The sequence below is a fragment of the Pelagibius sp. genome, assembly GCF_965249265.1.
Taxonomy (GTDB): domain Bacteria; phylum Pseudomonadota; class Alphaproteobacteria; order Kiloniellales; family Kiloniellaceae; genus Pelagibius.
The window spans coordinates 2,272,869-2,296,722 of record NZ_OZ252224.1 but is presented as its reverse complement, the minus strand read 5'-3'; the positions used below and the strand labels follow the sequence as shown (position 1 = coordinate 2,296,722).

Genomic DNA, 23,854 nt, shown 5'->3' with positions numbered 1-23,854 from the left:
CCCATCGGTCTGTTGTATATTTGCCACAGGCTATTTAAGGCCGCGAACCACCTGAATGTCCAGGTCCCGTATCTTTTTTCGCAAAGTATTTCGGTTGAGCCCCAGCAGCTTTGCCGCCCGGATCTGATTACCCCTTGTGGCGGAAAGCGAAAGTTCGATCAAGGGCCGCTCTATTTCCCGCAGAACACGGTCATAGAGCCCCGGCGCGGGCAGGTTGCCGTCATGGGCGGCGAAATAGGAACGCAGGTGATGTTCCACCGCACTGCCGAGCGACTCCGCCGGCGCCGCCACTTCCCCCGGCTCGGCAGCGTCGCCGTCACTCAATTCCCCGGCGATAACATCGAGGCCGATCGTCTCTTGACTGTAGAGCACGGTCAGACGCCGAACCAGGTTCTCCAGTTCCCGGACATTGCCGGGCCAGGAATAAGCCCGTAGCGCCTCCATCGCCTCGCCGTCCAGTGACTTTGCCGTCAGCCCTTCGCTTTGCGCCTCGGCAAAGAAATGGCGGACGAGTTCGGGAATGTCCTCGCTGCGTTCCCGCAAAGGCGGCAGGCGGATCGGAACGACACTGAGACGGTAGAAAAGGTCCTCGCGGAACAGTCCCTGGCGCACCATCTGGCGAAGATCCCGATGGGTCGCTGCGATAATCCGCACCTCAGCGCGGATCGGCGTGCGTCCGCCCACCGTCGTGTATTCGCCTTCCTGAAGAACCCGCAGCAGGCGGGTCTGGGCTTCCAGCGGCATATCACCGATTTCATCAAGGAAAAGCGTGCCGCCCGCCGCCTGTTCAAAGCGCCCCGAGGAGCGGGTGGTCGCGCCGGTGAAGGCGCCTTTTTCGTGGCCGAAGAGTTCGCTTTCGATCAACTCCCGCGGGATGGCGGCCATATTCACCGCAACAAAGCTGCCACGCCGGCGCTTCCCGTAGTCGTGGAGGGCGCGGGCAGCCAGTTCCTTGCCGGTTCCCGACTCGCCATAGATCATCACCGTCAGATCGGTCGGCATCAGACGCGCAAGAACCCGGTAGATTTCCTGCATTGCCTGAGAGCGGCCGATCAGCGGCAGTTGCTCGTCTTCCTCGTCGCCCGGCTGTGCCAGATTGCCCTCGCCCGTGGCCGGCTCCGAAAGCGCGCGGTTCACCACGGCCACCAGCTCACGCAGGTCAAAGGGCTTGGGCAGATACTCGAACGCGCCGCGCTCCGTCGCCTTGACCGCGGTCAGCAGGGTGTTCTGAGCCGACATCACCAGAATGCGCAGGCTGGGCCGCAGCTTCTTGATGCGGGGAATAAGATCGAGGCCGTTCTCGTCCGGCATCACCACGTCGGTGATCACCAGATCACCCTCGCCGGCATGAACCCACTGCCAGAGTGTCGATGCATTGCCTGTCGTCCGCACTACATGCCCCTGCCGCCCAAGCGCCTGTGTCAGCACCGTGCGAATGGCCTTGTCGTCATCGGCGACGAGGATCGTGGCAGCCGTCATGCGCTTTTGTCCTCCGAGGCGTCGGCGCCGATCTCACCGTTTGAAGGAGCCATCGGCAGCATCACCCGGAACGCCGTGCGCCGCGGCTTACTGTCGAATTCGACCACCCCCCCGTGATCCCCGATGATCTTGGCAACCAAAGCCAGGCCCAGACCGCTGCCGCCGGATTTGGTGGTCACGAAGGGATCGAAGAGATGGGGTTGCAGATCTTCAGGAATGCCGGGGCCGTTGTCCTGTACGATCAGCGTCAGCGGCAGGTCGATGCGGGCACCGCTGCCGGGTATCGCCAGGCGCACGCCCTGCTGATAGCGGGTTGAAAGCGTGATCTCTCCGCCGTCCTGAGGAGCCGCCTCCGCTGCATTCTTCACCAGGTTCAAAATGGCCTGGATCAGGAGATCACGGTTGCCGTAGACCGGCGGTAGCGAGGGATCGTAAGTCTCAACGAAGCGCAGATGGCGGGCAAAACCGCTCTCCGCCAGGCGGCGGACGTGTTCCAGAACCACGTGAATGTTCACCGCCTCGCGCGCCAGGGGGCGCTGGTCGGAGAACATCTCCATGCGATCTACCAGGGCCACGATCCGGTCCGCTTCCTCACAGATCAGGCGGGTCAACTGATGATCTTCCGGGTCTGCATTCTGTTCCAGCAGTTGCGCCGCACCGCGAATTCCCGACAAGGGGTTCTTCACCTCATGCGCCAGCATTGCCGCCATGGCCGTCACTGACCGCGCAGCATTGCGATGAACCAGTTGGTGATCGATCTTGCGGGCGATGGAACGTTCGTGGATCGACACGACGACACTGCCGGGCAGGTCCGTCATGACCGCCGCGTCGATGGAGACGAAGTGAGAACCGATTTTGGGACTTGAGAGGGTCACACCGCTTTCCGAGACGGAGTGGCCGCCATCGCGCACCTGCTGAACCAAGCCAACGACAGGGCTGTCTTCAGACAACAGGCTGAGCAGCGGGCGGCCGACCAGACTGTTGCGCGACGAGGCAAAGAACTGCTCGGTCGCCTGATTCACAAAACTGATATGCCCCTCGGCATCGACAACAAAAAGCGGGACGGAAAGCGCTGTCAGGACCGCCGCAGAGTCCGGCAATCCGTCATTCAGGTTTCCGGTCGCAAGGACTTCCGATGCCCGCGCCATCACGCCGCCCTCGGCAAGAGAGCAGGCTCGAAGAGCTTGTGGATCAGGTCTTTGACCCGCTCCGGCTCATCCTCGCGATTGACGGCGGCGCGGAACTCGGCAGCACCCTCCAGCCCTTTCGAGTACCAGCCGAGGTGCTTGCGTGCGATGCGCACCCCGGTGCGCGCGCCATAAAGCGTCAAAAGACCTTCGTAGTGCTCCAGCATTACCGCGATACGTTGGGCGAGCGGCGGATCGGCCGGCAGGGTTCCGTCACGCAAGTAGTCGATCACCTGCCGCGGAAACCAGGGGCGTCCATAGGCGCCACGGCCGACCATCACGCCGTCGGCCCCGGAACGCGCAAGCGCTTCCGCCGCGTCCCGCACGCCGGTGATGTCGCCGTTCACGACAACCGGAAGGCCGACCGCGTCTTTGACTTCGCCGACGAAATCCCAGTCCGCCTCCCCGGAATACTTCTGACAGCGGGTGCGGCCGTGGACCGTGAGCATCTTTACACCGCAGTCCTCGGCAATCCTGGCAATGATCGGGGCGTTGCGGTTTTCCAGGTTCCAGCCGGTGCGCATTTTCACCGTCACCGGCAGGTCGACCGCCTTCACCACCGCCGCCATGATCGCGCCGGAAAGGCGCTCGTCCTGCATGATCGCCGAGCCGCAGGCCTTGTTGGTCACCTTTTTGGCCGGGCAACCGAAATTGATATCGATGATGGCGGCCCCGCGGTCGGCGTTCAGTTTCGCCGCCTCGGCCATGACTTCGGGGTCGCTGCCGGCAAGCTGAACGGAAAGCGGAAATTCCTCGGCACAGGAGCCGGACATCTTGCGGGACTCTTTCACCGATTCCTGCATCTGGCGGATCATCGCCTGACTGGCAATCATCTCCGACACCACGAGACCGGCGCCGAAGCGTTTCACCAGACCGCGAAAAACCTGATCCGTAACCCCCGACATGGGGGCGAGAATTACGGGATCCTCGATCTGCAGATTTCCAATGGCAAAAGCCATGTTGCGGCTACTCCCCGAACCGGCCCGCCGGGCCGGCGCAAACCAATTCCCAGTGGCACCTCAAAAAAAGCCGGTGCCGCCCGGGCGCAGGGAATGATGCACAATTATTGGGCGCTGTCACGCCGAATAGCCGGTTTTGGGCGGATTCTGATAATGACTGCCCGCAAAACGGGCAATTCGGCGTGAGGAGCGCCGAAAAGGACACTAAATCAAGAGTTTCTCTAGAACGGGTAACGTTTTGTCAGAACCACTTACTGGTTTCGACAAAGCATTACCCGCTCTACATCCAGCGGTCAGAGCAGATAGTCCGTCACAAACTTCACGCCGGGATAGGCGAGTGTGATCAGCAGGTAGGCGATGAGCACCAGCCGCGCCGCCCGTCGCCCGCGCAGGCCGCTGCGATGGTGCAGAAACAGCAGAGCCGCAATGACGATGAAGGCCAGAACCGAGAGCAGGGTCTTGTGATCAACGGCCAGAACCGTACCGGATGAGACGTAGAGCTTGGCGATGCCCGTTGCGATCCCCAACCCCAGCACCACCTCTGCTGCGGCCAGAAGCCTCAGCACCAGCCACTCCGCATCGCTGACAGAGGGCAGCATGCGGGTGAAACCGCTGGGTTTGCGGCGCTTCAGGGCCCCTTCTTGTATGAAAGCGGCGGCAGCGGCCACCGCCGCAAGGGTGCAGAGCGCGTAGGTCGCAACCGACACGGCGATATGAACGGCCAGCCAGGCGTCCAGCGGCGTGCTGAGCCCCAGTTCGGCGCTGAGCGGCGACAATCCGGTGCCTAGGGCACCCAACAGGAAGGCATAGGGCAGCAGCAGCGGCGCCAAGCGCGCCGCCGAAGGAGCCAAGACCACTACCAGGGCGAAAAGCGCCAGGGAAACGGCCACTGCCAGCCATAAAGCGGCCGGCAGGCTGCTTTCCCAATGCCCCGTCAAGGCTGTCAGGCTATAGCCCAACGGCCCGGCGATGGCCGCGGCGAGCAACAGCCAGAACAGAAGGTCGGCCTTCGCCATCCGCCGGGCGAAGGGCAGCAGGGTCGCCGGCACAAGGGAAACCAGCGCGGAGAGGGAGAGTGCCAAGGTGCTCATATCCCTCTATATATCACCTCGCGGCCAAGCCACCAGCGCCATGAAAGTGTTTCCAAGAGCCCCGTCCAGGCACTAGTCTCGCCGCAATCGGAATTCGGAGTCCTTTGACCGGGACGCGTATCGCAGAGAGCCTACCACGTGACAACCGCAGCAGCGCTGATCGTCGCCGCCGGCAGAGGCCAGCGCTTCGGCAGCAAGCTTCCCAAACAATACGCGGAACTCGGTGGCGTTCCGGTCCTGCGCCACAGTCTGCTGACCTTCCTGGCCCACCCGCAGATCAACCGGGTCGGGGTCGTCATCCATCCCGACGACCGCGATCTCTACGACCGGGCGGCCGAGGGGCTGAGCCTGGAACAACCGGTCGCCGGGGGCGACAGCCGCCAGGCCTCGGTGCGCCTCGGCCTGGAAAGCCTGGCGGCGGACCCGCCTGACCTCGTACTCATCCACGACGGCGCCAGGCCTTTTGTCAGCCAGATTGCCATCGGCCGTGTGCTCGATGCCCTGCAGCGCAGCCCGGGGGCGATTGCCGCCCAACCCGTCGTTGACACCCTGAAGCGAGCCCAGGACGGCTGCGTCGCCGGGACCCAGGACCGCAACGGTCTCTGGCGGGCCCAAACCCCTCAGGGGTTTCGCTATACGGAGATCGCCGAAGCGCACCGTGCCGCTGCCCACAAGAACCTGACCGATGACGCGGCGGTGGCGGAACTGGCGGGCCTGCCGGTGGCGCTGGTGGAAGGCGGCCAGGAAAACATGAAGGTGACCACCCAGGAAGATCTGGACGGTGCCGAACGCTGGCTGCGCGGCGCCATCGCTTTCGAGACCCGGGTCGGCCAGGGCTTCGACGTCCACGCCTTCGGCCCCGGCGATCACGTGACCCTCTGCGGTCTGCGCATCGATCACGATGCCGCGCTGGTCGGCCACTCCGATGCCGACGTCGGCCTGCATGCCCTGACCGATGCCATCCTGGGCGCCCTGGGGGCCGGCGATATCGGCAGCCATTTTCCGCCCAGCGATCCGCAGTGGAAGGGAACGGACTCCGCCGTCTTCATCACCCATGCCCGCGACATGGTGAGCGCGCGTGGCGGCCGTATCAATCACGTCGACGTCACGCTGATCTGCGAGCGGCCCAAGATCGGCCCGCACCGGGATGCCATGGTGGCGCGGCTTGCCGAATTGCTGCAGCTCTCCGAAGACCGCATCAGCGTGAAGGCCACCACCACCGAGAAGCTGGGATATCTCGGGCGCGGCGAAGGCATGGCCGCCCAGGCCATGGCCACCCTTTCACTCCCTCTTGGAAGATAGCCTATGGCCGGCCCCTCGCCCTGGCTGCCGTCTTCGCTGCTCGCCACCTGGTTCGGCAGCGGGCTGCTGCCGGGGGCGCCGGGGACCTGGGGCTCGCTGGCCGCCCTGCCCTTCGGTCTGGTCATTCTCTGGCTCGGCGGTCCCATCGCCCTGGCTCTGGCCGCAGCTCTGGTCTTCGCTCTCGGGCTCTGGGCCTCGGCGGTTTATCAGCGCGGGCTCGACCGCAAGGACCCGGGTGAGATCGTAGTCGACGAGGTTGCCGGGCAGTGGCTGGCGCTGCTGCCGACGGCGCTCGACCCTCTCGGCGTCGTCCTCGCCTTTGTGTTCTTCCGTCTCTTCGACATCCTGAAGCCCTGGCCGGCCAGTTGGGCGGACCGTTCGCTCAGCGGCGCGCCGGGCATCATGCTGGACGACATTTTCGCTGGCCTCTATGCCGCCGCGGCCACCTACGGCGCTCTTTGGCTCTGGAGCCAGGCATGACCTTCGACGTTACGTTGTTGGAAAACGCCGAGGCACTGCTGGCGCTTTGCCGCGATAAGGGCCTGCAGATCGCCACAGCAGAATCCTGCACCGGCGGTCTGATCGCCGGTTGCCTGACCGAAATCGCCGGGTCCTCCGACGTGGTGGAGCGCGGCTTCGTCACCTATTCCAACGCGGCAAAGAACGAGATGCTGGGCGTGCCCGCCGACATGATCGAAACCCACGGCGCCGTCAGCGCCGAGGTGGCCGAGGCCATGGCCCGGGGCACACTCGACCGGTCTCACGCCGATCTCGCCGTCTCCGCCACCGGTATCGCCGGGCCCGGTGGCGCGACGCCGAACAAACCCGTCGGCCTCGTCTACCTCGGCATCGCCCGGCGCGGCGGTCCGGTCCGGGCAGATCGTTTCGTCTTCCCTGGGGACCGCGAGGCCGTGCGGATCGCCACCGTCGTCGAGGCGCTGCGGTTGCTACGCGAGGCAGCGGGCTAGGTGCTCTTTCCACCCCGCGCCAACGAACGGTCGCTACCGGCTGTCACCCTCTGGGACGTGATCTTGCTGCTGGTGATCTTCATGGTCGTGGCGGTTGTGCTCGCCAGCCAGATCGACCGGCTCGCCGCGCTCTTCGGTCCCGAGCTGTCGTTAAACGGCCTGCTGCCTTTGATGCTGCTGCAGTCCCTGGTGCCGGTCCTGCTGGTGCATCTGTTGATCGTGAAGCGGCGCGGCATCACCTGGGCCGATCTCGGCTTCCGCCCGGCGGACCCCGCCTGGTACCGTTTGTCGCTTGCCGCCGGCCTGCTCTGCGTGCCGCTGGTCGCCGGTTCCCGCTTGCTCTTCGAGCCCCTGTTCGGCGAGGACTTCGAAAACCCGCAGGTCGCTCTGCTGAGCCCTGAGGAATTCACCTGGACCGGTTTCCTGGCCACCCTCTTCGTCGTCGCCGCCCTGGCGCCGCTGATCGAGGAAATCCTGTTCCGCGGCCTGCTGTTTCCCCTGCTGCGCCGCTGGATGCGTTTCATCTTCGCTGCCCTTATCAGCGGCCTCTGCTTCGCCCTGCTGCACCAGATCGTGCCGCTGATCCCGGCCTTCCTGATCATGGGGATTGTGCTGGCCGCAGCCCGAGAATACAGCGGCTCCCTCTGGCCGCCGATGATCATCCACGGCCTCTTCAACGCCCTCAACGTCACCACCCTCTACACCGTCATCGCCCTGGAGGGCGGGGGCTTCTGAAGCTCATGACTCCTGAGGAGTTCCACAAGCTTCGCCACGGGCAACACCTCCGACTCACCATCGTCGCGGCGCAACGAAACAGCCTTCCCTGCAGCCTCGCTTGAACCGACAACAGCAAAACGCGGAATGCCCAACTGCCGGGCATCGACGATCTTTTTGGCGAGGCGTTCGGGACGGACATCCGTGACGGCGCGCAGGCCTTCTGCGTTCAGATCGGCAGCCACTTCCTCGGCGTAGTCGGCCTGCGCCGGCCCGATGGAGGCGACGAGCACCTGATCCGGCGCCAGCCAGAAGGGCAGCTTGCCGGCGTGGTGTTCCAGCAGCACGCCCATGAAGCGTTCGATGCTGCCCAGCACCGCCTGGTGCAGCATCACCGGGCGGCGCTGCTTTCCGTCGCTGTCCGTGTAAGCGGCGTCCAGCCGCTCCGGCATAACCAGGTCGATCTGGATGGTGCCGCATTGCCAGGCGCGGCCCTTGTTGTCGCGCAGCACGAACTCCAGCTTGGGGCCGTAGAAAGCGCCTTCGCCCGGCTGCAGTTTGAAGTCCAGACCCGCCGCCGTCGCGGCAACCGCCAGCATGTCCTCCGCCCGGTCCCAGACCGCGTCGTCACCAGCGCGCTCCGCCGGGCGCATGGAAAGGCCGACGGCGACGTCGTCGAAGCCGAAGCGGGCGTAGATCGCCTTCAGCAGACGGCAGAACTTTGCCACCTGGTCCTCCACCTGCTCTTCCAGGCAGAAGATGTGGGCGTCGTCCTGCACGAAGGCCCGCGTGCGCATTAAGCCCAACAGGGCACCAGAGGGCTCGTTGCGCATACAGGCGCCGAACTCGCAGTAGCGCAGCGGCAGGTCGCGGAAAGAGCGCAGGCGGCTCTTGAAGACCTGCACATGGCCGGGACAGCTCATGGGCTTCAGCGCCTTCTGCTGCTCGCCGTCCTCGAAGACGAACATCGCCTCGGAAAACTTCTGCCAGTGGCCGCTGGCCTCCCAGAGCGCGCGGTCAAGCAGTTGCGGCGTGCGCAGCTCAGCGAAACCGGCGGCCCGCATGTGGCGGCGGATTTCGGCTTCGATCAGTTGATAGACGGCAAAGCCGCGGGGGTGCCAGAAGATCATCCCCGGCCCCTCTTCCTGCTGGTGGAAAAGGTCCATGCGCCGGGCGATGACCCGATGATCCTGTTCTTCCATTGTCCTGTCCTTTCGTAAAGCGGCGGCGCCTGCCGGATCGGACGGAGACCGGAAAAACAAAAGGCCCCGTCCGAATGGCGGGGCCCCTTGGGTGTTCTATGGTGCTGAAATCAGCGCGACAAAATCCCTCGCGGCCCGCCGTTGCGGGTCGTGGTGGTGGTAGTCGCGGTAGTGACAGCGATGTTTCTCATGAGCCTTAGATAACCGATTCGGGTTAAAAAACCAAGACCGCCTAAGTTGAACTGCCGGAGGAGGCCGCTGAAGGCGCGGAAACGCGCCGCAATCCAGAGGCATAGAAGCCGCGCGCCGGTGGAGGAAAGTTTGCGATGACCAGGACCACCAAAGCGACCGCTGTGATGAAGAGGCGCCGCGCGGGGCTCTTGGGCCGGGGTTCGGCCTGGAAGTCGGCGAGCAGGTCCAGGGCGTCGCCGGCCATGGAAACCGGCACGCGCAGTTCGACGACGCCGAAGGCATGGGTCAGGTGCCAGAGCATGGAATGGCTGTAGCGGATATCGGGGAAAACCTTGATGCCGTGGGCGGTCAGCATGGCCTCGGCCAGGGCCGCATCCGCGAGGCCGTAAGCCCGCCCAACGGTCATGAGATCCGAACTTCTAACGGTGATCACCCTGCTTCGATAACGCCGGCGCCGCGTCGCCAGACAAACAACCCAGGCGATTATGATAGCCCGATCAATTCCCGGCGTCGACCGCCGGGATCAGGTGCCGTGGCTAGTCGCCCTGCTGGGAGGAGATGACGGCACCCGTGGGGCTGTAGAGCACCCCGGCGCGGGTTTCGAAGGCGGCGACCATGCGGCGCACGGCCTCGTGGAACAGGGCCTCAATCACCTTCTGCAGCAGCTTGTTGCGGAATTCGAAGTCGACGTAGAAGTCGATCTGGCAGCCCTCGGGGTGATCCTCGAAAACCCAGTGGTTCTCCAGGTATTTGAAGGGCCCCTCGGCATAGGTGACGTCGATCCGCTGGGCCGCGGCGTCGGGGATCACCCGGCTGGTGAAGCGCTCGCGGAACATCTTAAAGCCGATGATGAGGTCGGCGACGATCAGGTCTTCCTGGCGCGTCTTGATCCGGGCACCGAGGCACCAGGGCAGGAATTCGGGATAGCGTTCGATATCCACGACGAGGTCGTAGAGCTGCCCCGGCGTGTAGGGCAGCATGCGCTTTTCCTTGTGAATCGGCATGGGCGGGAGTGTAACCGAGGCTTACTTAGGAGACTACTAACCGGCGGCGGCCAGCTTGGCTTCCCGCGCCGCGCGTAGCCGGGCGAAATCCTCGCCCGCGTGATAGGAGGAGCGGGTCAGAGGCGTCGCCGAGACCATTAGGAAACCCTTGCCGTAGGCCATGGCCTCGTACTGCTTGAACTCCTCCGGCGTCACGAAGCGGTCGACCACATGGTGCTTGGGCGTCGGCTGCAGGTATTGCCCGATGGTGAGGAAGTCGACATCAGCGGAGCGCAGGTCGTCCATCACCTGAAGTACCTCTTCCTTGCTCTCGCCCAGGCCCACCATGATGCCGGACTTGGTAAAGAGGCTCGGATCCTGGCGCTTCACCTCGTCGAGCAGGCGCAGGGAGTGGAAGTAGCGCGCGCCGGGCCGCACCTCGGTATAGAGCCGCGGCACGGTTTCCAGGTTGTGGTTGAAGACGTCGGGCCGGGCCTCCACAACCACGGAGACCGCCCCCTCCTTGCGCAGGAAGTCCGGCGTCAGGATTTCGATGGTGGTCTCCGGCGAGGCTTCGCGGGTGGCGCGGATCACCTGGGCGAAGTGCTCGGCGCCGCCGTCATCCAGATCGTCGCGGTCGACGGAGGTGATGACCACATGCTTGAGGCCGAGCTTGGCAACCGCCTGGGCGACGTTCACCGGCTCGAAGGGGTCGAGCGCGCCGGGCTTGCCGGTGGAGACGTTGCAGAAGCTGCAGGCGCGGGTGCAGATCTCGCCCATGATCATCATGGTGGCGTGGCGCTGGGCCCAGCATTCCCCGATGTTCGGGCAGGCCGCTTCCTCGCAGACCGTGGCGAGCTTGTGCTCACGAATGATCTCGTGGGTGGCATGGTATTCCTTGGAGACAGGCGCCTTCACCCGGATCCAGGCCGGCTTGCGCTTCACCTCCTGATCCGGCTTGTGGGCCTTCTCAGGGTGGCGGACCCGCGGGGTCTCGGTGGTGCTGTCGCTGCTCATCGTGCTTGCCTGCTTCCCATGTATTACATGTGGATGACACGGCCGTAAGCGTCAAGGACCGACTCGTGCATCATTTCGGAGAGGGTGGGATGCGGGAAGACCGTGTGCATCAGCTCCTCCTCCGTGGTTTCCAGGCCCATGGCCACGACATAGCCCTGGATCAGCTCGGTCACCTCGGCCCCGACCATGTGGGCGCCCAGAAGCTGCCCTGTCTTGGCGTCGAAGACGGTCTTCACCATGCCGTCGGGCTCGCCCAGGGCAATGGCCTTGCCGTTGCCGATGAAGGGGAAGCGCCCGACCTTCACCTGATGGCCCGCCGCCTTCGCCTTGGCCTCGGTCAGGCCGACGCTGGCGACCTGGGGATGGCAATAGGTGCATCCGGGGATCTGTTCCTTCTTCATCGGGTGGACGTTGTTGAGGCCGGCGATCTTCTCGACGCAGATAACGCCCTCGTGCTCGGCCTTGTGGGCCAGCATCGGCGGGCCGGCGACGTCGCCGATGGCGTAGATGCCGGGCTCCGCCGTGCGGCCGTATTCGTCGATGACGATGCAGCCGCGGTCGGTCTTCACCTTGGTGGTCTCCAGGCCGATGTTCTCGATGTTGCCCTGCACGCCGACGGCGGAGATGACGCGGTCAACGGTGATCTCAGACTTCTTGCCGGCCTTGTCCTCAATGGTCGCGGTGACGTTGTCGCTGCCCTTCTTCACCGATACCACCTTGGTCTCGGTCATGATCTTGATGCCCTGCTTTTCGAACTGCTTGCGGGCGAGTTTGGAAATCTCCTCGTCCTCCACCGGCATCACCTGGGGCATGACCTCGACCACCGTCACCTCGGCGCCCATGGTACGGAAGAAGGAAGCGAACTCGATGCCGATGGCACCGGAGCCGATCACCAGCAGCTTCTTGGGCATGGTCTGGGGCACCATGGCCTCGAAGTAGGTCCAGATCAGCTTTTTGTCCGGTTCGATCCCTGGCAGGGCGCGCGGCCGGGCCCCGGTGGCGATGATGATGTGCGGCGCCGTCAGGTCGGAAAGCTTCTTGCCGTCCTTGGTGACGACCAGCTTGCCCGGCCCGTTCAGCTTGGCCTCGCCGTCGATCACCGTGACCTTGTTCTTTTTTAGCAGGTGGCCGACGCCGCCGTTCAGCTGTTTGGAGACACCGCGCGAGCGCTGCACTACCTTCGCCAGGTCGAAGCCGGTGTTGCTGGCCGAAAGGCCGTAGGCGTCGGCGTGCTGCATGTAGTGATAGATCTCCGCCGAGCGCAGCAGCGCCTTGGTCGGAATGCAGCCCCAGTTCAGGCAGATGCCGCCCAGGTGTTCGCGCTCCACCACGCAAACCTTCATCTTCAGCTGCGCGGCGCGGATCGCCGCGACATAACCGCCCGGCCCGCCGCCGACAATGATCAGATCGAAGTTCGTATCAGCCACATCAACCTCCAAACGCCGGGTTCATCCCGGCGGATTCCAGATATTCGCGTCGGGCGCCCGCCCGGTGATCAGGTGCAACAGCAGCGGCACCACACCGCTGTTGCCGTCGCTGGTTTTCAGGTTCGACAGCAGGCCCGCCTGCGCTTCTAAGAGCGCGCGAAAGGGGGCGATGGAAGACAGCAGATCGAAGCGCCAGGTCCCCGCCTCTTCCTTGAAATGCACATTCACCGGAATCGGTGAGCCTTCCAGGTTCGACAGCTTGGCCTGGGCCTGATCGCCGGCAACCTCGAAAGGCCCGGCGGAGAGCCGCTCCACATCCTCCATATCGAAGGCGCGCTGATTCACGGCGTAGGCAACCGGATCGCTCTTTTTCATCGCCCGCAGTTGGTCCGGCTTCATATTGTGCCGAAGCATCAGCACCGAGATCTGGTCGAGCAGCGGCAGCGCCCGCACCTCCGCCTCCTTCAGGGTCAAGGCCCGATCCAGGGTCTGGTCCAGAAAGGCGTGGGTGTCAGAGGCTGTCAGCTTCGATGCTGCCACACCGTCGCCCTCGACCAGCGCCTGTTTGTATGCGGCAAAGCTCTGATCGACAGCGGCCGGATCGGCTTTGACGCTGACAGGTGTTGCCAAGGCGACGAACAGGAAAACAAAAAATAGTCTGGAAAGACCTTTCACGACTCTCCTCTCCGGTGCAAAGGCGCCGTTACAACAGCATGCTCAACGGGTCTTCGATCAGCTTCTTGAAGGCCGCGAGGAACTGGGCGCCGACGGCACCGTCGACGACCCGGTGATCGACGGAAAGCGTGCAGCTCATCACAGTTGCGATGGAGAGTGCGCCGTCCTTAACCACCGGACGCTGCTCACCGGCGCCAACCGCCAGGATGCAGCCCTGCGGCGGATTGATGACGGCGGAGAAGTCCTTCACGCCGAACATGCCGAGGTTGGAGACCGAGAAGGTGCCGCCCTGGTATTCCTCGGGCTTCAGCTTGCCGTCGCGGGCGCGCAGCGCCAGGTCCTTCATCTCGTTGGAGATGGCGGCCAGACCTTTGTTCTCCGCCGCCTTGATGATCGGCGTGATCAGGCCGGCCGGCGTGGCCACGGCCACCGAAACGTCGGCATGGTCGTAGAACAGCAGGCCCGAATCATCGTAGGAGGCATTGGCCGCCGGAATCTTCTTCAGGGCCAGGGCCACAGCGCGGATAACGAAGTCGTTCACCGAGATCTTGTATTCGTCGGAACGCCCGTTCAGCTCCTTGCGAACCTTCAGCAGTTCGTCCACTTCGCAGTCGACGGTCAGATAGAAGTGCGGCACCTGCTGCTTTGATTCGGTGAGGCGTTTGGCAATCACCTTGCGCATGCCGCTGAGCGGCTCCTGCGTGTAGGTCATGCCCAGCAGGTCGGCCATCTCCTTTGCACCCGGTCCCGACACCGCCGGAGCCGCGGCTGTTGCAGCTGCCGGTGCCGGGGCCGCTGCGGCGGGTGCCGCCTGTCCGGGCTGCGCACTTTCAACGTCCGCCTTCACGATCCTGCCATGCGGGCCGCTGCCCTTCAGGCTTGCAAGATCGACACCCTTGTCTTTGGCAATACGCCGGGCCAGAGGGCTGGCGAAGATCCGGCTGCCGCCGGAAGCTGCGGGCGCTGCCGGAGCAGGCACGGCGGCGGGCGGCGGTGTCGCACCGTTGGTGCTCGCCGCAGGCGCCGGTGTTTCCGGTGCCGCCGGTGCAGGGGCGGCAGCAGCCGGGGCCGCAGGAGCGTCGCCGATAGCCGAGGCATCCTCGCCCTCCTCCAGGACGACGGCGATGACCTGGTTCACCGGCACCGCCTCGGTGCCTTCGGTCACGAAGATCTTGCCGATGGTCCCCTCGTCCACGGCTTCCACTTCCATCGTTGCCTTGTCGGTCTCGATCTCGGCGATCACGTCACCCGAGGCGATCTCGTCGCCTTCTTTTACCAGCCACTTGGCCAGGGTGCCTTCGGTCATGGTCGGCGAAAGCGCCGGCATCAGAATATTGATTGGCATGTTTCTGTCCCCTCCTGCGCCGCCTTAACCGCGGTAGCAGACTTCTTTGGCCCCATCGACAATATGGCTTGCCTGCGGCAAGGCCAGCGCTTCCAGGTTCGCGGCATAGGGCATCGGGACGTCGACGCCGTAGATGCGTTTCACCGGCGCGTCGAGCCAGTCGAAGGCCTGTTCCATGACAACTGAAGCGACCTCCGAGCCGATGCCGGAATAGCCCCAGCCCTCTTCGCAGGTGACCAGACGATTGGTCTTCTGCACCGAGGCGACGATGGTCTCGCTGTCCAGAGGTCTCAGGCTGCGCAGGTCGATCACCTCGGCATCGATGCCGTCGGCGGCCAGTTGCTCAGCCGCTTCCAGCGCCTTGCCGACCATGATCGAGAACGCGGTGATGGTGACGTCCTTGCCCGGTCGGACGACCTTGGCCTTGCCGATGGGCACGGTCCAGTCCGGCGAGTCTGGCACATCGAAACTCTGTCCATAAAGGATTTCGTTTTCCAGGAAGATTACCGGATTGTCGTCGCGGATCGCCGACTTCAGAAGGCCCTTGGCGTCCGCCGCCGAGTAAGGCGACACCACCTTCAGCCCGGGAATGTGGGAGTACCAAGAGGCGTAGCACTGGGAGTGCTGGGCGGCGACCCGCGCCGCCGCGCCGTTGGGCCCGCGAAAGACGATCGGCGAGGTGATCTGGCCGCCGGACATGTAATGGGTCTTGGCCGCCGAGTTGATGATGTGGTCGATCGCCTGCATGGCGAAATTGAAGGTCATGAACTCGACAATGGGCTTCAGGCCATACATGGCCGCGCCGACGCCGAGACCGGCAAAACCGTGCTCGGTGATCGGGGTATCGACCACCCGCTTGGCGCCGAATTCGTCGAGCAGACCCTGGCTGACCTTATAGGCGCCCTGGTATTCCGCGACTTCCTCACCCATCAGGAAGACACGTTCGTTGGCCCGCATCTCCTCGGCCATGGCGTCGCGCAGCGCCTCACGCACGGTCTGGGTAATCGTGGCGCCCGTCCATTCCGGTTCCGCCGGGGCCGGTGCCGCCATGGGCGGCGCGCTGGCCGGGGCCGCCGCGGCAGGCGCCGCTGCCGCCGAGATCGCCGAAGCATCCTCGCCGTCTTCCAGCAGCACGGCGATCACCTGGTTCACCGGCACTTCCTCCGTGCCCTCAGCCACCATGATCTTGCCGATCACGCCTTCATCGACCGCTTCGACCTCCATGGTCGCCTTGTCGGTTTCGATCTCCGCCAGGATGTCGCCTGAGGTGACTTCATCCCCTTCCTGCTTCAGCCACTTCGCCAGCTTGCCCTCGGTCATGGTGGGCGAAAGGGCCGGCATTAGAATATCGATTGGCATGTCCCCTCCCGGGAATTGCGGCCAGTCGTTCGGGCGGCCTTGGACGCTGCCCGCTGCTGGCTTGGTCGCGATGACTTAAACGTAGACTTCGGTGTAGAGCTCGGCGGGATCGGGCTCCGGACTGGTCTGGGCAAAGTCCGCCGCCTCCGAGACGATGGCCTTCACCTCTTTGTCCAGGGCCTTCAGATGATCCTCGTCCATCACCTTGCGCTCGATCATGATGCCGCGCAGGCGCTCGATCGGATCGCGTTCCTGACGCACCTTCTGCACTTCTTCCTTGGAGCGGTACTTGGCCGGATCGGACATCGAGTGGCCGCGGTAGCGATAGGTCATCATCTCCATGATGAAGGGCCCTTTGCCGGAGCGTGCATGTCCCAGCGCCTTTTCGGCTGCTTCGCGCACCGCCAGCACATCCATGCCGTCGACCTGGATGCCGGGAATGCCATAGGCCTGGCCGCGGTGATACAGCTCCGTCGACTTGGCCGAAGACCGTTCGATGGAGGTGCCCATGCCGTACTTGTTGTTCTCAATCACGTAGACCGCCGGCAGCGACCACAGCGCCGACATGTTGAAGGACTCATAGACCTGGCCCTGGTTCAGCGCCCCGTCACCCAGATAGGTGACCGAGACCGCGTCCTCTTCCAGATAGCGGTGGGCGAAGGCCAGGCCGGTGCCGATCGGCACCTGGGCGGCGACGATGCCGTGACCGCCGTAGAAGCGCTCCTCATGGCTGAACATGTGCATGGAGCCGCCCTTGCCCTTGGAGTAGCCTCCGCTGCGCCCGGTCAGTTCCGCCATCACGCCCTTGGGGTCCATCCCACAGGCCAGCATGTGTGCATGGTCGCGATAAGAGGTCAGCACCGTGTCCAGCGGACCCATGGCCGCCTGCACGCCGACCACCACTGCTTCCTGGCCGATGTAGAGGTGGCAGAAACCGCCGATCAGGCCCATGCCGTACATCTGGCCCGCCTTCTCTTCGAAGCGGCGGATCAACAGCATGTCGCGATAATACTTCTGAAGCTCTTCCACCGATGCCTTGATCGGTGCCGCGGCAGCCTTGCGTTTGCTGCCGGCGCGCGATGCCGCCGCCTTACTGCTTGCCATAGGGAACTCCCCGCGTTGCGGATGGGGCCATGAGCGGTTGAAATCCGCCCGTCTAAGCGCGCAGCTTACCGCAGGGAGATAGGCGATGCAATCGTGGTTAATCTATTGTTTTATATAAAAAATATGGCGATTAACACAATATAAGTTAAAAACAGGAAGCCGTTGCCTCCTGTCGCTCAGAGAGGTTTCTCCGGGCGCCGCAAATCAGGGGGCAGAAAGATAACATGATCCCGGTCGCTGCCGTAATTCAAGATCGCCTGCGCGCGCTCTTCCAACAGGTCCGGCTCCAACGCCTCGCCGCGCAGCAGGCCCGCACGGGATTCCAGCTCGGCGCGCTGGGCCCGCAGGCTCGCGGCAGTCGCCGTCACCTGGGCGCGCTCCTGCTTCAGCATGATCCAGGCATAAAAGCCCCGATCACCGTTCATCGCGTGATAGGCGAAGTAGGCCACCATGCAGGCGGCAACAGCCTGGGGAGCCGCCTGACGGGCGCGGTTTTTGATCTCTCTGACAAGCCGCATGCACCCAACGAATCACATCGCGATTCGTCAGGTCAAGGAAAAAAGAGTCATAGATTCCAAAGAGATTCAGGAAACCCTTCTCGAAGGCGCCTGTTCCGGCTTTGGACTCATTCAGGATGCTTCAGACGGTAGAATGCCAACCGCCGTCATGCACCTGAACCACACCCGTTCGGGTCATCCCCGCGACACGCCGCGCCCGGCATAGACGGCGACCGTGCCCAATTCCTCTTCGATGCGGATCAACTGGTTGTATTTCGCCAGGCGGTCGGAGCGCGACAGCGAACCGGTCTTGATCTGGCCGCAATTGGTCGCCACCGCCAAGTCGGCAATGGTGGCGTCTTCGGTCTCCCCGGAACGGTGGGACATCACTGCGGTATAGGCCGCCTTGTGGGCCGTATCCACCGCCTCCAGGGTCTCCGAAAGCGTGCCGATCTGGTTCACCTTGACCAGGATCGAGTTCGCCACGCCCTTGGCGATGCCGTCGCGCAGCCGCGCCGGGTTGGTGACAAAGAGGTCGTCACCGACCAGCTGCACCCGGTCGCCCAGGGCGTCGGTCAGCAGCTTCCAGCCGTCCCAGTCGTCTTCGCCCATGCCGTCCTCGATGGAGAGGATGGGGTAGCGATCGCAGAGCGCCACCAGATAGTCGACCATGGCCGCGCTATCCAGGCTCTTGCCCTCGCCTTCCAATTCATACTTGCCGTTCTTGAAGTACTCGGTGGAGGCGCAATCGAGCGCCAGCATGACATCGTCGCCCAGCTTGTAACCGGCAGCCTCCGTGGCCCGCGCCACAAAGCCCAGGGCCTCATCGGTCGACGCCAGGTTGGGTGCGAAACCGCCCTCGTCGCCGACATTGGTGTTGTGGCCGGCGTCCTTCAGGCCCTTGCGCAGGGCATGAAAGATCTCGGCGCCCGCCCGCACCGCTTCGGCCAGGCTATCGGCGCCCACCGGCATGATCATGAATTCCTGGATGTCGATGGGGTTATCGGCATGGGCGCCGCCGTTGATGATGTTCATCATCGGTACCGGCAGGGTCCGGGCGTAGCTGCCACCGACATAGCGATAGAGCGGCAGGCCAGCCTCCTCCGCCGCCGCCTTGGCCACTGCCAGAGACACGCCGAGAATGGCATTGGCGCCCAGGCGGCTTTTGTTCTCGGTCTCATCCAGATCGATCATGGTCTGGTCGATATGGACCTGGTCTTCGGCTTCCAGGCCGGAGAGCACGTCGAAGATCTCGTGATTGACCGCCTCGACCGCTGCCAGCACGCCCTTGCCCCCATAGCGATGCGCATCACCATCGCGCAGTTCGACCGCCTCATGAGCCCCGGTTGAGGCGCCGGACGGCACCGCAGCCCGTCCAAAGGCGCCGCTTTCGAGTGTCACTTCGACCTCGACGGTCGGATTGCCGCGGGAGTCCAGAATCTCCCGCCCCCTGATATCGATGATTGCGGTCATGACCTTTTCAGCATTCCTTGAATTGAGATCTCCGGGGAATTGAGACCCCCGGGTGCCGCTCCGGGCTGAACGCCCGCGGCAGCGATAGGCTATAGGCGAGCGGCGCAGAAATGTCGACCGGCGATCTTTGCCGCAAGGATGCGAAGAAGGAAGAATCGAATGGCTTCCGCTTCGGTCAGAACCGGCAAACGGCGGCCCCCCCTAAGGGACCGCCGTTTCACCTGCACGATCGGAGAGTTGCAGGCTGTCAGCCGGTCAAGCGGCCTCGACCTCGTCGAGTTGACGGATGCCGTCCAGAAAACCCTGGACCTCGGACTTCATGGTTTCCGACTGACGCGCCAACTCGCCCGCCGCCTCCAGAACATCCTTTGCGGAGCTACCGGTTTCCTCGGCCGCAGCGGAAACACCGGAAATGTTCTTGTCGACCGCTGCCGTCCCGGCCGCCGCCTGTTCCACATTGCGGGCGATCTCCTGGGTTGCCGCCGTCTGCTCCTCCACAGCCGAAGCGATATCGGTGGCGATCTCGCTGATGGTGGTAATGGTGCTGGAAATCTCTTTGATCTTGCCGACCGCACCGCCGGTGGCGGCCTGCATTTCACCAATCTGGCGGGAGATTTCCTCGGTTGCCTTAGCGGTCTGATTAGCCAGGGACTTCACCTCGTTGGCCACGACGGCAAAGCCCTTACCGGCCTCACCGGCCCTGGCCGCCTCGATGGTGGCATTCAAGGCGAGCAGGTTGGTCTGCTCGGCAATATCCGAAATGAGCGACATGATCTCGCCGATCCGCTGACCGGCCTCGTCGAGACCCTGCATCTCTTCATTGGCCGCATCCGCCTGGTTCACTGCGCCCTGTGCTACAGCGGTGGACTGCGCCACCTGATTGCTGATTTCGGCAATGGCGTTGGAAAGCTCCTCGGCAGCGGCGGCGACGGTCTGTACGTTGGTGGATGCTTCCTGGGACGCCGAGGCGACGGAGCCTGATTGCTCGGACGTCTGCTCCGCCGTCGCGGTCAACGACCCGGCGGTCGATTGCATCTCGGTCGCAGCCGCGGCGACAGTTTCCAAGACCACCTGGATCTTGTTGTCGAAGTTCCGGGTCAGTTCAGCCTGGCGTTCAAGACGCTGCTTCTCGCGGGCTTCCTCGACCTTCTGCCGTTCCGCAAGCGCCTTGGCCTCGATGGTGGTCTGGCGAAACACCTCGATCGTCTTTGCCAGTTCACCGACTTCATCCTCGGAGTCCGCCTTCAGTTCCACCGAGGTATCGCCCTCGGCCAGGGCCTTCACCGTTGCGACCGCGCGGGACAGCGGCTTCGACATAGCGCTTGAAATGACCCAGCCAAGGCCCAGGCCCAGAACCATCCCGGCAAGAGAAATGCCCGCCAGCAGCACAACGGCACGCTTTTCGTCCGTCTCTGCCTTGGTTGCAGCGGCTTGTGTAAAGCTCTCCAGTTCGAAGAGCAACGCTTCGATCTCGTGGGTCAGCGTATCCTGCTCACTCTCAACCTGCTCGGTTGCTTTTTCCGCGCGCAGAATCTCACCGGTATCGAACAACACGAACACCTCGGCCGCATGCTCTGCGTAGGATTCATGCGCCGCGACGATGTTCTTCAACTGCTCGGCCACCCTCTTATACTCAGCGCGCTGGTAGTCACCATGCGCCTGACCGATAGCGGTTTCCGCGAATGCAGCGGCTTCCAGCATCTCCTCCTCGACTTTGCCGTTGATTGCGTTGAAGCGCTCAACCACCGCTGCGAAGCGCTCGCTGTCGGCATGTCCGACGGCCATAGCTTCACCGAGACGGCCGGCGCGCTCGAAAAGAATCGCCTGTTCCAACTGCAGCACGCTGGCCTCGGTAACGCCGCGGGTCAGCGGCAGATCAATCTCAGCCAACTCTGCAATCTCGGCACCGATAAGATCGAGCTTCCAAAGCGTGACGCCGGCGTTTACGCCGAGTATGGCGAGCAGGATGGCCACGAGGCCAAGAGTCTTGGAACGCAGCTTCAGGTTCTTGAAGGATGAAAACACTATCAACTTGGGCATAACCTTCTCCGATCAGGATTGCGGCACCCAAGTACGATTGCAGTCATTTTGTTTTGTTCCGGAGAGAAATATGCCGCTCTGTTTATAATCAATTAATGCGATCACACACTGAAGTCTATCAATCAGTTCGTTAGTTAATGTTGTCTAAAAGCCGTCCAGGTTGGCTGCTGGTTCGGTCTCCAGCCAGACCCAACTTCTCTTAGATTTTGGTCTTAGGCTCTGGCATAACCGTCCCCTCTCGACTTGCGGCGTCCGGGGACTATCGCTAGTAAGCACCCCAGCGGCGGCGGCCAGAGTCCGCTTTCCAACCCACTCCACCGTCCAAGGGATGTTCAAGATGCAGCTGGCTCTCCGAAACTGGGATCTGTCGATCGGCAGCGGTCAGCCCCTCTTCTGTATTCTCGGCCTCAATGTGCTGGAGGATCTTGGCCTGGCCCTGGAAACCGCCAGGGAGTTGAAGAAGGTTGCAGCCCAACTGGATCTGCCGTTCGTCTTCAAGGCCAGCTTCGACAAAGCCAACCGCTCATCGTTCAAAAGCTTCCGGGGCCCCGGACTGAACGAAGGTCTGAAGATCCTGGCCGAGGTGAAAGCCCGGGAGAACCTGCCCATCGCCACGGACCTCCATGAGGTTGAGCAAGCCGCGCCTGTCGCCGCGGTGGCCGACCTGGTCCAGATCCCGGCTTTCCTCTGCCGTCAGACCGATCTGGTGGTCGCGGCCGCCAAGGCGACGGCCGAGGCCGGCGGCCTCCTCCACATCAAAAAAGCACAGTTTCTCGCCCCCCTGGACTGTCACAGCATCCTCCGCAAGGTCGAAGAGGCCGCGGGCAAGGATCTGGTGATCCTCTGCGAGCGCGGCACCTCCTTCGGCTACAACAACCTGGTGGTGGATATGCTGAGCATTCCGGCGATGAAGCAGCTTGGCGCACCGGTCACCATTGATGCGACCCATGCCGTCCAACTGCCCGGCGCCCGGGCCGACGGTGACGGCGTTTCCAGCGGCGGACGGCGTGAGGGTGTCGCGGTGATCGCCGCCTCAGCGGTGGCCGCCGGCGCCGACGGCGTCTTCCTGGAATTTCACCCGGATCCCGAAAAGGCGAAGTGCGACGGCCCCAGTTGCCTGCCCCTCTCCGCCGCAAAGGATCTTCTGGGCCGCCTGAAGGCGCTTCACGGCACCCTCAACAGCGCACCCTAGCGTCGGGCGGCGGGCACCTGCCTAAACCAGGCGCGACTGCTCCACCGCTGCCGCCACGAAAGAAGTGAACAGCGGATGCGGATCGAAGGGCCGGGACTTCAGTTCGGGATGGAATTGAACCCCGACGAACCAGGGGTGGCTCGGGAGCTCAACGATTTCCGGCAGTTCCCCATCCGGGGACAGGCCTGAAAACAGCATGCCCGCCTGCTCCAGGCGCTCTTTGTAATTGATGTTCACCTCGTAGCGGTGGCGGTGCCGCTCGGTGATCGAATCAGACTGATAGATCTCGCGAACCCGGCTGCCCGCACTCAAAACGCAGGGATAGGCACCAAGACGCATGGTGCCGCCCAGATCGCTTTGGCTGTTACGCCGTTCGACCTGATTGCCCCGTGACCACTCGGTCATCAGGCCGACCACCGGATCCGCAGGGCTGCCGAACTCCGTCGAGCCGGCGTGGGGCAGCGCCGCAAGATTGCGGGCCGCCTCGATCACCGCCATCTGCATGCCGAAGCAGATGCCGAAGTACGGCACCTGATGTTCGCGGGCAAAGCGCGCCGCGGCGATCTTCCCCTCAGCCCCCCGCTCGCCGAAGCCGCCGGGCACCAGAATGCCGTGCACGCCCTCAAGCTGCTGGATCGTGCCTTCCTGTTCGAAGATCTCTGAATCCAGCCAGGAAACCTTCACCTTCACGTTGTTGGCGATGCCGCCGTGGGTCAGGGATTCGGCCAGAGACTTGTAGGCGTCCAGCAGGCTCACATACTTGCCGATCACGCCGATGTTGACCTCGCCGTCCGGCTCGTCGACCCGGCCCATGATCCGGTCCCAGTTCTCCAGCCCCGGTTGCCCGACCTCAAGACCGAAATGTCGGCAGACCTCGTCGTCGAGCCCCTCTTCGTGATAGGCCCTGGGCACGGCATAGATCGATCGTACGTCCAGAGCGGGAATCACCGCTTCCTCGCGCACGTTGCAGAACAGGCCGATCTTGCGGCGCTCTTCCTTGGGAATTTCCCGCTCGCTGCGGCAGACCAGGATGTCCGGCTTGATGCCGACCGACTGCAGCTCTTTCACCGAGTGCTGTGTCGGCTTGGTCTTCAGTTCGCCGGCGGCGGCAATGTAGGGGATCAGGGTACAGTGCAGGAACAGGCTGCGGTCTCGCCCCAACTCATTGCCGAGCTGGCGGATCGCCTCCAGGAAAGGCAGGCCTTCGATGTCGCCGACCGTGCCGCCGATCTCGCAGATCACAAAGTCTTCGTCCGCCAGATCGCCGAGCACGAAGGCTTTGATGGCATCGGTCACATGGGGAATGACCTGGACGGTAGCGCCCAAATACTCGCCGCGCCGCTCCCGCGCCAGAACGTTTGAGTAGATCTGTCCGGTGGTCACGTTGTCGCTCTTGCGCGCCGGGACGCCGGTGAAGCGTTCGTAGTGACCCAGGTCGAGATCGGTTTCGGCCCCGTCGTCGGTGACGTAGACCTCGCCGTGCTGATAGGGCGACATGGTTCCCGGGTCCACGTTCAGGTAAGGGTCGAGCTTTCGCAGCCGGACCTTAAATCCGCGAGCCTGGAGGAGCGCTCCAAGCGCTGCGGAACAGAGACCTTTTCCGAGGGAGGACACCACGCCGCCGGTGATGAAAATAAACCGCGCCATG

22 protein-coding genes are annotated in these 23,854 nt (G+C 63.6%); 5 read left to right on the top strand and 17 right to left on the bottom strand.

What is annotated here, in order from left to right:
- Window positions 1-30: 30 nt before the first annotated feature.
- The 4 genes from ntrC to ACP146_RS10955 form a co-directional block, all read right to left on the bottom strand.
- Entirely contained in the window at window positions 31-1,479 is a 1,449-nt protein-coding gene (gene ntrC / locus ACP146_RS10970) for a nitrogen regulation protein NR(I) (RefSeq protein ID WP_422366795.1), read from the bottom strand.
- Complete coding sequence (locus ACP146_RS10965) at window positions 1,476-2,627, bottom strand: two-component system sensor histidine kinase NtrB (RefSeq protein WP_422366794.1); 1,152 nt, start codon at window positions 2,625-2,627, stop codon at window positions 1,476-1,478. Before ACP146_RS10965 ends, ntrC begins: the two co-directional genes overlap by 4 nt.
- Window positions 2,627-3,625, bottom strand: a complete 999-nt coding sequence (gene dusB, locus ACP146_RS10960; RefSeq protein WP_422366793.1) for a tRNA dihydrouridine synthase DusB — start codon at window positions 3,623-3,625, stop codon at window positions 2,627-2,629. The genes ACP146_RS10965 and dusB overlap by 1 nt, the downstream gene beginning before the upstream one ends.
- Before the next feature lie 293 nt (window positions 3,626-3,918).
- Window positions 3,919-4,716: a cytochrome C assembly family protein gene (locus tag ACP146_RS10955; RefSeq protein ID WP_422366792.1), complete on the bottom strand. Its 798-nt coding sequence runs from the start codon at window positions 4,714-4,716 to the stop codon at window positions 3,919-3,921.
- 138 nt (window positions 4,717-4,854) lie between these two features.
- Between ACP146_RS10955 and ACP146_RS10950 the strand changes: the two genes are divergently transcribed.
- The 4 genes from ACP146_RS10950 to ACP146_RS10935 are packed head-to-tail and all read left to right on the top strand — an operon-like array spanning window position 4,855 to window position 7,721.
- Entirely contained in the window at window positions 4,855-6,018 is a 1,164-nt protein-coding gene (locus ACP146_RS10950) for a bifunctional 2-C-methyl-D-erythritol 4-phosphate cytidylyltransferase/2-C-methyl-D-erythritol 2,4-cyclodiphosphate synthase (RefSeq protein ID WP_422366791.1), read from the top strand.
- Between the two features lie 3 nt (window positions 6,019-6,021).
- Window positions 6,022-6,498 carry a phosphatidylglycerophosphatase A gene (locus ACP146_RS10945; protein WP_422366790.1) on the top strand — a complete coding sequence of 159 codons (477 nt, stop codon included), beginning with the start codon at window positions 6,022-6,024 and terminating at the stop codon, window positions 6,496-6,498.
- On the top strand, window positions 6,495-6,986 hold the full coding sequence (locus ACP146_RS10940) for a CinA family protein (RefSeq protein WP_422366789.1): 492 nt from the start codon (window positions 6,495-6,497) through the stop codon (window positions 6,984-6,986). Before ACP146_RS10945 ends, ACP146_RS10940 begins: the two co-directional genes overlap by 4 nt.
- Complete coding sequence (locus ACP146_RS10935) at window positions 6,987-7,721, top strand: CPBP family intramembrane glutamic endopeptidase (RefSeq protein ID WP_422366788.1); 735 nt, start codon at window positions 6,987-6,989, stop codon at window positions 7,719-7,721.
- Here the strand turns inward: ACP146_RS10935 and thrS are convergent.
- The 12 genes from thrS to ACP146_RS10875 form a co-directional block, all read right to left on the bottom strand.
- A complete protein-coding gene (gene thrS, locus ACP146_RS10930) occupies window positions 7,685-8,902 on the bottom strand; it encodes a threonine--tRNA ligase (protein WP_422366787.1) in 1,218 nt (405 codons plus the stop codon). The two genes, ACP146_RS10935 and thrS, sit on opposite strands and share 37 nt — an antisense overlap.
- A 232-nt stretch (window positions 8,903-9,134) precedes the next feature.
- Window positions 9,135-9,500 carry a hypothetical protein gene (locus ACP146_RS10925; protein ID WP_422366786.1) on the bottom strand — a complete coding sequence of 122 codons (366 nt, stop codon included), beginning with the start codon at window positions 9,498-9,500 and terminating at the stop codon, window positions 9,135-9,137.
- A gap of 130 nt (window positions 9,501-9,630) precedes the next feature.
- The gene (locus tag ACP146_RS10920; protein WP_422366785.1) at window positions 9,631-10,098 is read right to left on the bottom strand and encodes a type II toxin-antitoxin system RatA family toxin; all 468 of its coding nucleotides are present in this window, start codon (window positions 10,096-10,098) and stop codon (window positions 9,631-9,633) included.
- 36 nt (window positions 10,099-10,134) lie between these two features.
- Complete coding sequence (gene lipA, locus ACP146_RS10915; RefSeq protein WP_422366784.1) at window positions 10,135-11,094, bottom strand: lipoyl synthase; 960 nt, start codon at window positions 11,092-11,094, stop codon at window positions 10,135-10,137.
- 23 nt (window positions 11,095-11,117) lie between these two features.
- On the bottom strand, window positions 11,118-12,521 hold the full coding sequence (lpdA, locus tag ACP146_RS10910) for a dihydrolipoyl dehydrogenase (RefSeq protein ID WP_422366783.1): 1,404 nt from the start codon (window positions 12,519-12,521) through the stop codon (window positions 11,118-11,120).
- A 21-nt stretch (window positions 12,522-12,542) separates the two neighbouring features.
- Window positions 12,543-13,196 carry a hypothetical protein gene (locus ACP146_RS10905; RefSeq protein WP_422366782.1) on the bottom strand — a complete coding sequence of 218 codons (654 nt, stop codon included), beginning with the start codon at window positions 13,194-13,196 and terminating at the stop codon, window positions 12,543-12,545.
- Window positions 13,197-13,224: 28 nt separating this feature from the next.
- The gene (locus ACP146_RS10900; RefSeq protein WP_422366781.1) at window positions 13,225-14,541 is read right to left on the bottom strand and encodes a pyruvate dehydrogenase complex dihydrolipoamide acetyltransferase; all 1,317 of its coding nucleotides are present in this window, start codon (window positions 14,539-14,541) and stop codon (window positions 13,225-13,227) included.
- Between the two features lie 24 nt (window positions 14,542-14,565).
- Window positions 14,566-15,900, bottom strand: coding sequence for a pyruvate dehydrogenase complex E1 component subunit beta (locus ACP146_RS10895; protein ID WP_422366780.1), 1,335 nt, complete (start codon window positions 15,898-15,900; stop codon window positions 14,566-14,568).
- A 75-nt stretch (window positions 15,901-15,975) separates the two neighbouring features.
- A complete protein-coding gene (pdhA, locus tag ACP146_RS10890; RefSeq protein WP_422366779.1) occupies window positions 15,976-17,004 on the bottom strand; it encodes a pyruvate dehydrogenase (acetyl-transferring) E1 component subunit alpha in 1,029 nt (342 codons plus the stop codon).
- A 176-nt stretch (window positions 17,005-17,180) separates the two neighbouring features.
- Entirely contained in the window at window positions 17,181-17,522 is a 342-nt protein-coding gene (locus tag ACP146_RS10885) for an FtsB family cell division protein (protein WP_422366778.1), read from the bottom strand.
- A 174-nt stretch (window positions 17,523-17,696) separates the two neighbouring features.
- On the bottom strand, window positions 17,697-18,974 hold the full coding sequence (gene eno, locus ACP146_RS10880; RefSeq protein ID WP_422366777.1) for a phosphopyruvate hydratase: 1,278 nt from the start codon (window positions 18,972-18,974) through the stop codon (window positions 17,697-17,699).
- 255 nt (window positions 18,975-19,229) lie between these two features.
- A complete protein-coding gene (locus tag ACP146_RS10875) occupies window positions 19,230-21,014 on the bottom strand; it encodes a methyl-accepting chemotaxis protein (protein ID WP_422366776.1) in 1,785 nt (594 codons plus the stop codon).
- A gap of 337 nt (window positions 21,015-21,351) precedes the next feature.
- Between ACP146_RS10875 and kdsA the strand changes: the two genes are divergently transcribed.
- On the top strand, window positions 21,352-22,206 hold the full coding sequence (gene kdsA / locus ACP146_RS10870; protein ID WP_422366775.1) for a 3-deoxy-8-phosphooctulonate synthase: 855 nt from the start codon (window positions 21,352-21,354) through the stop codon (window positions 22,204-22,206).
- Window positions 22,207-22,227: 21 nt separating this feature from the next.
- On the opposite strand, the gene ACP146_RS10865 is transcribed toward kdsA, so the two are convergent.
- Entirely contained in the window at window positions 22,228-23,853 is a 1,626-nt protein-coding gene (locus ACP146_RS10865) for a CTP synthase (protein WP_422366774.1), read from the bottom strand.
- Window position 23,854: the final 1 nt, after the last annotated feature.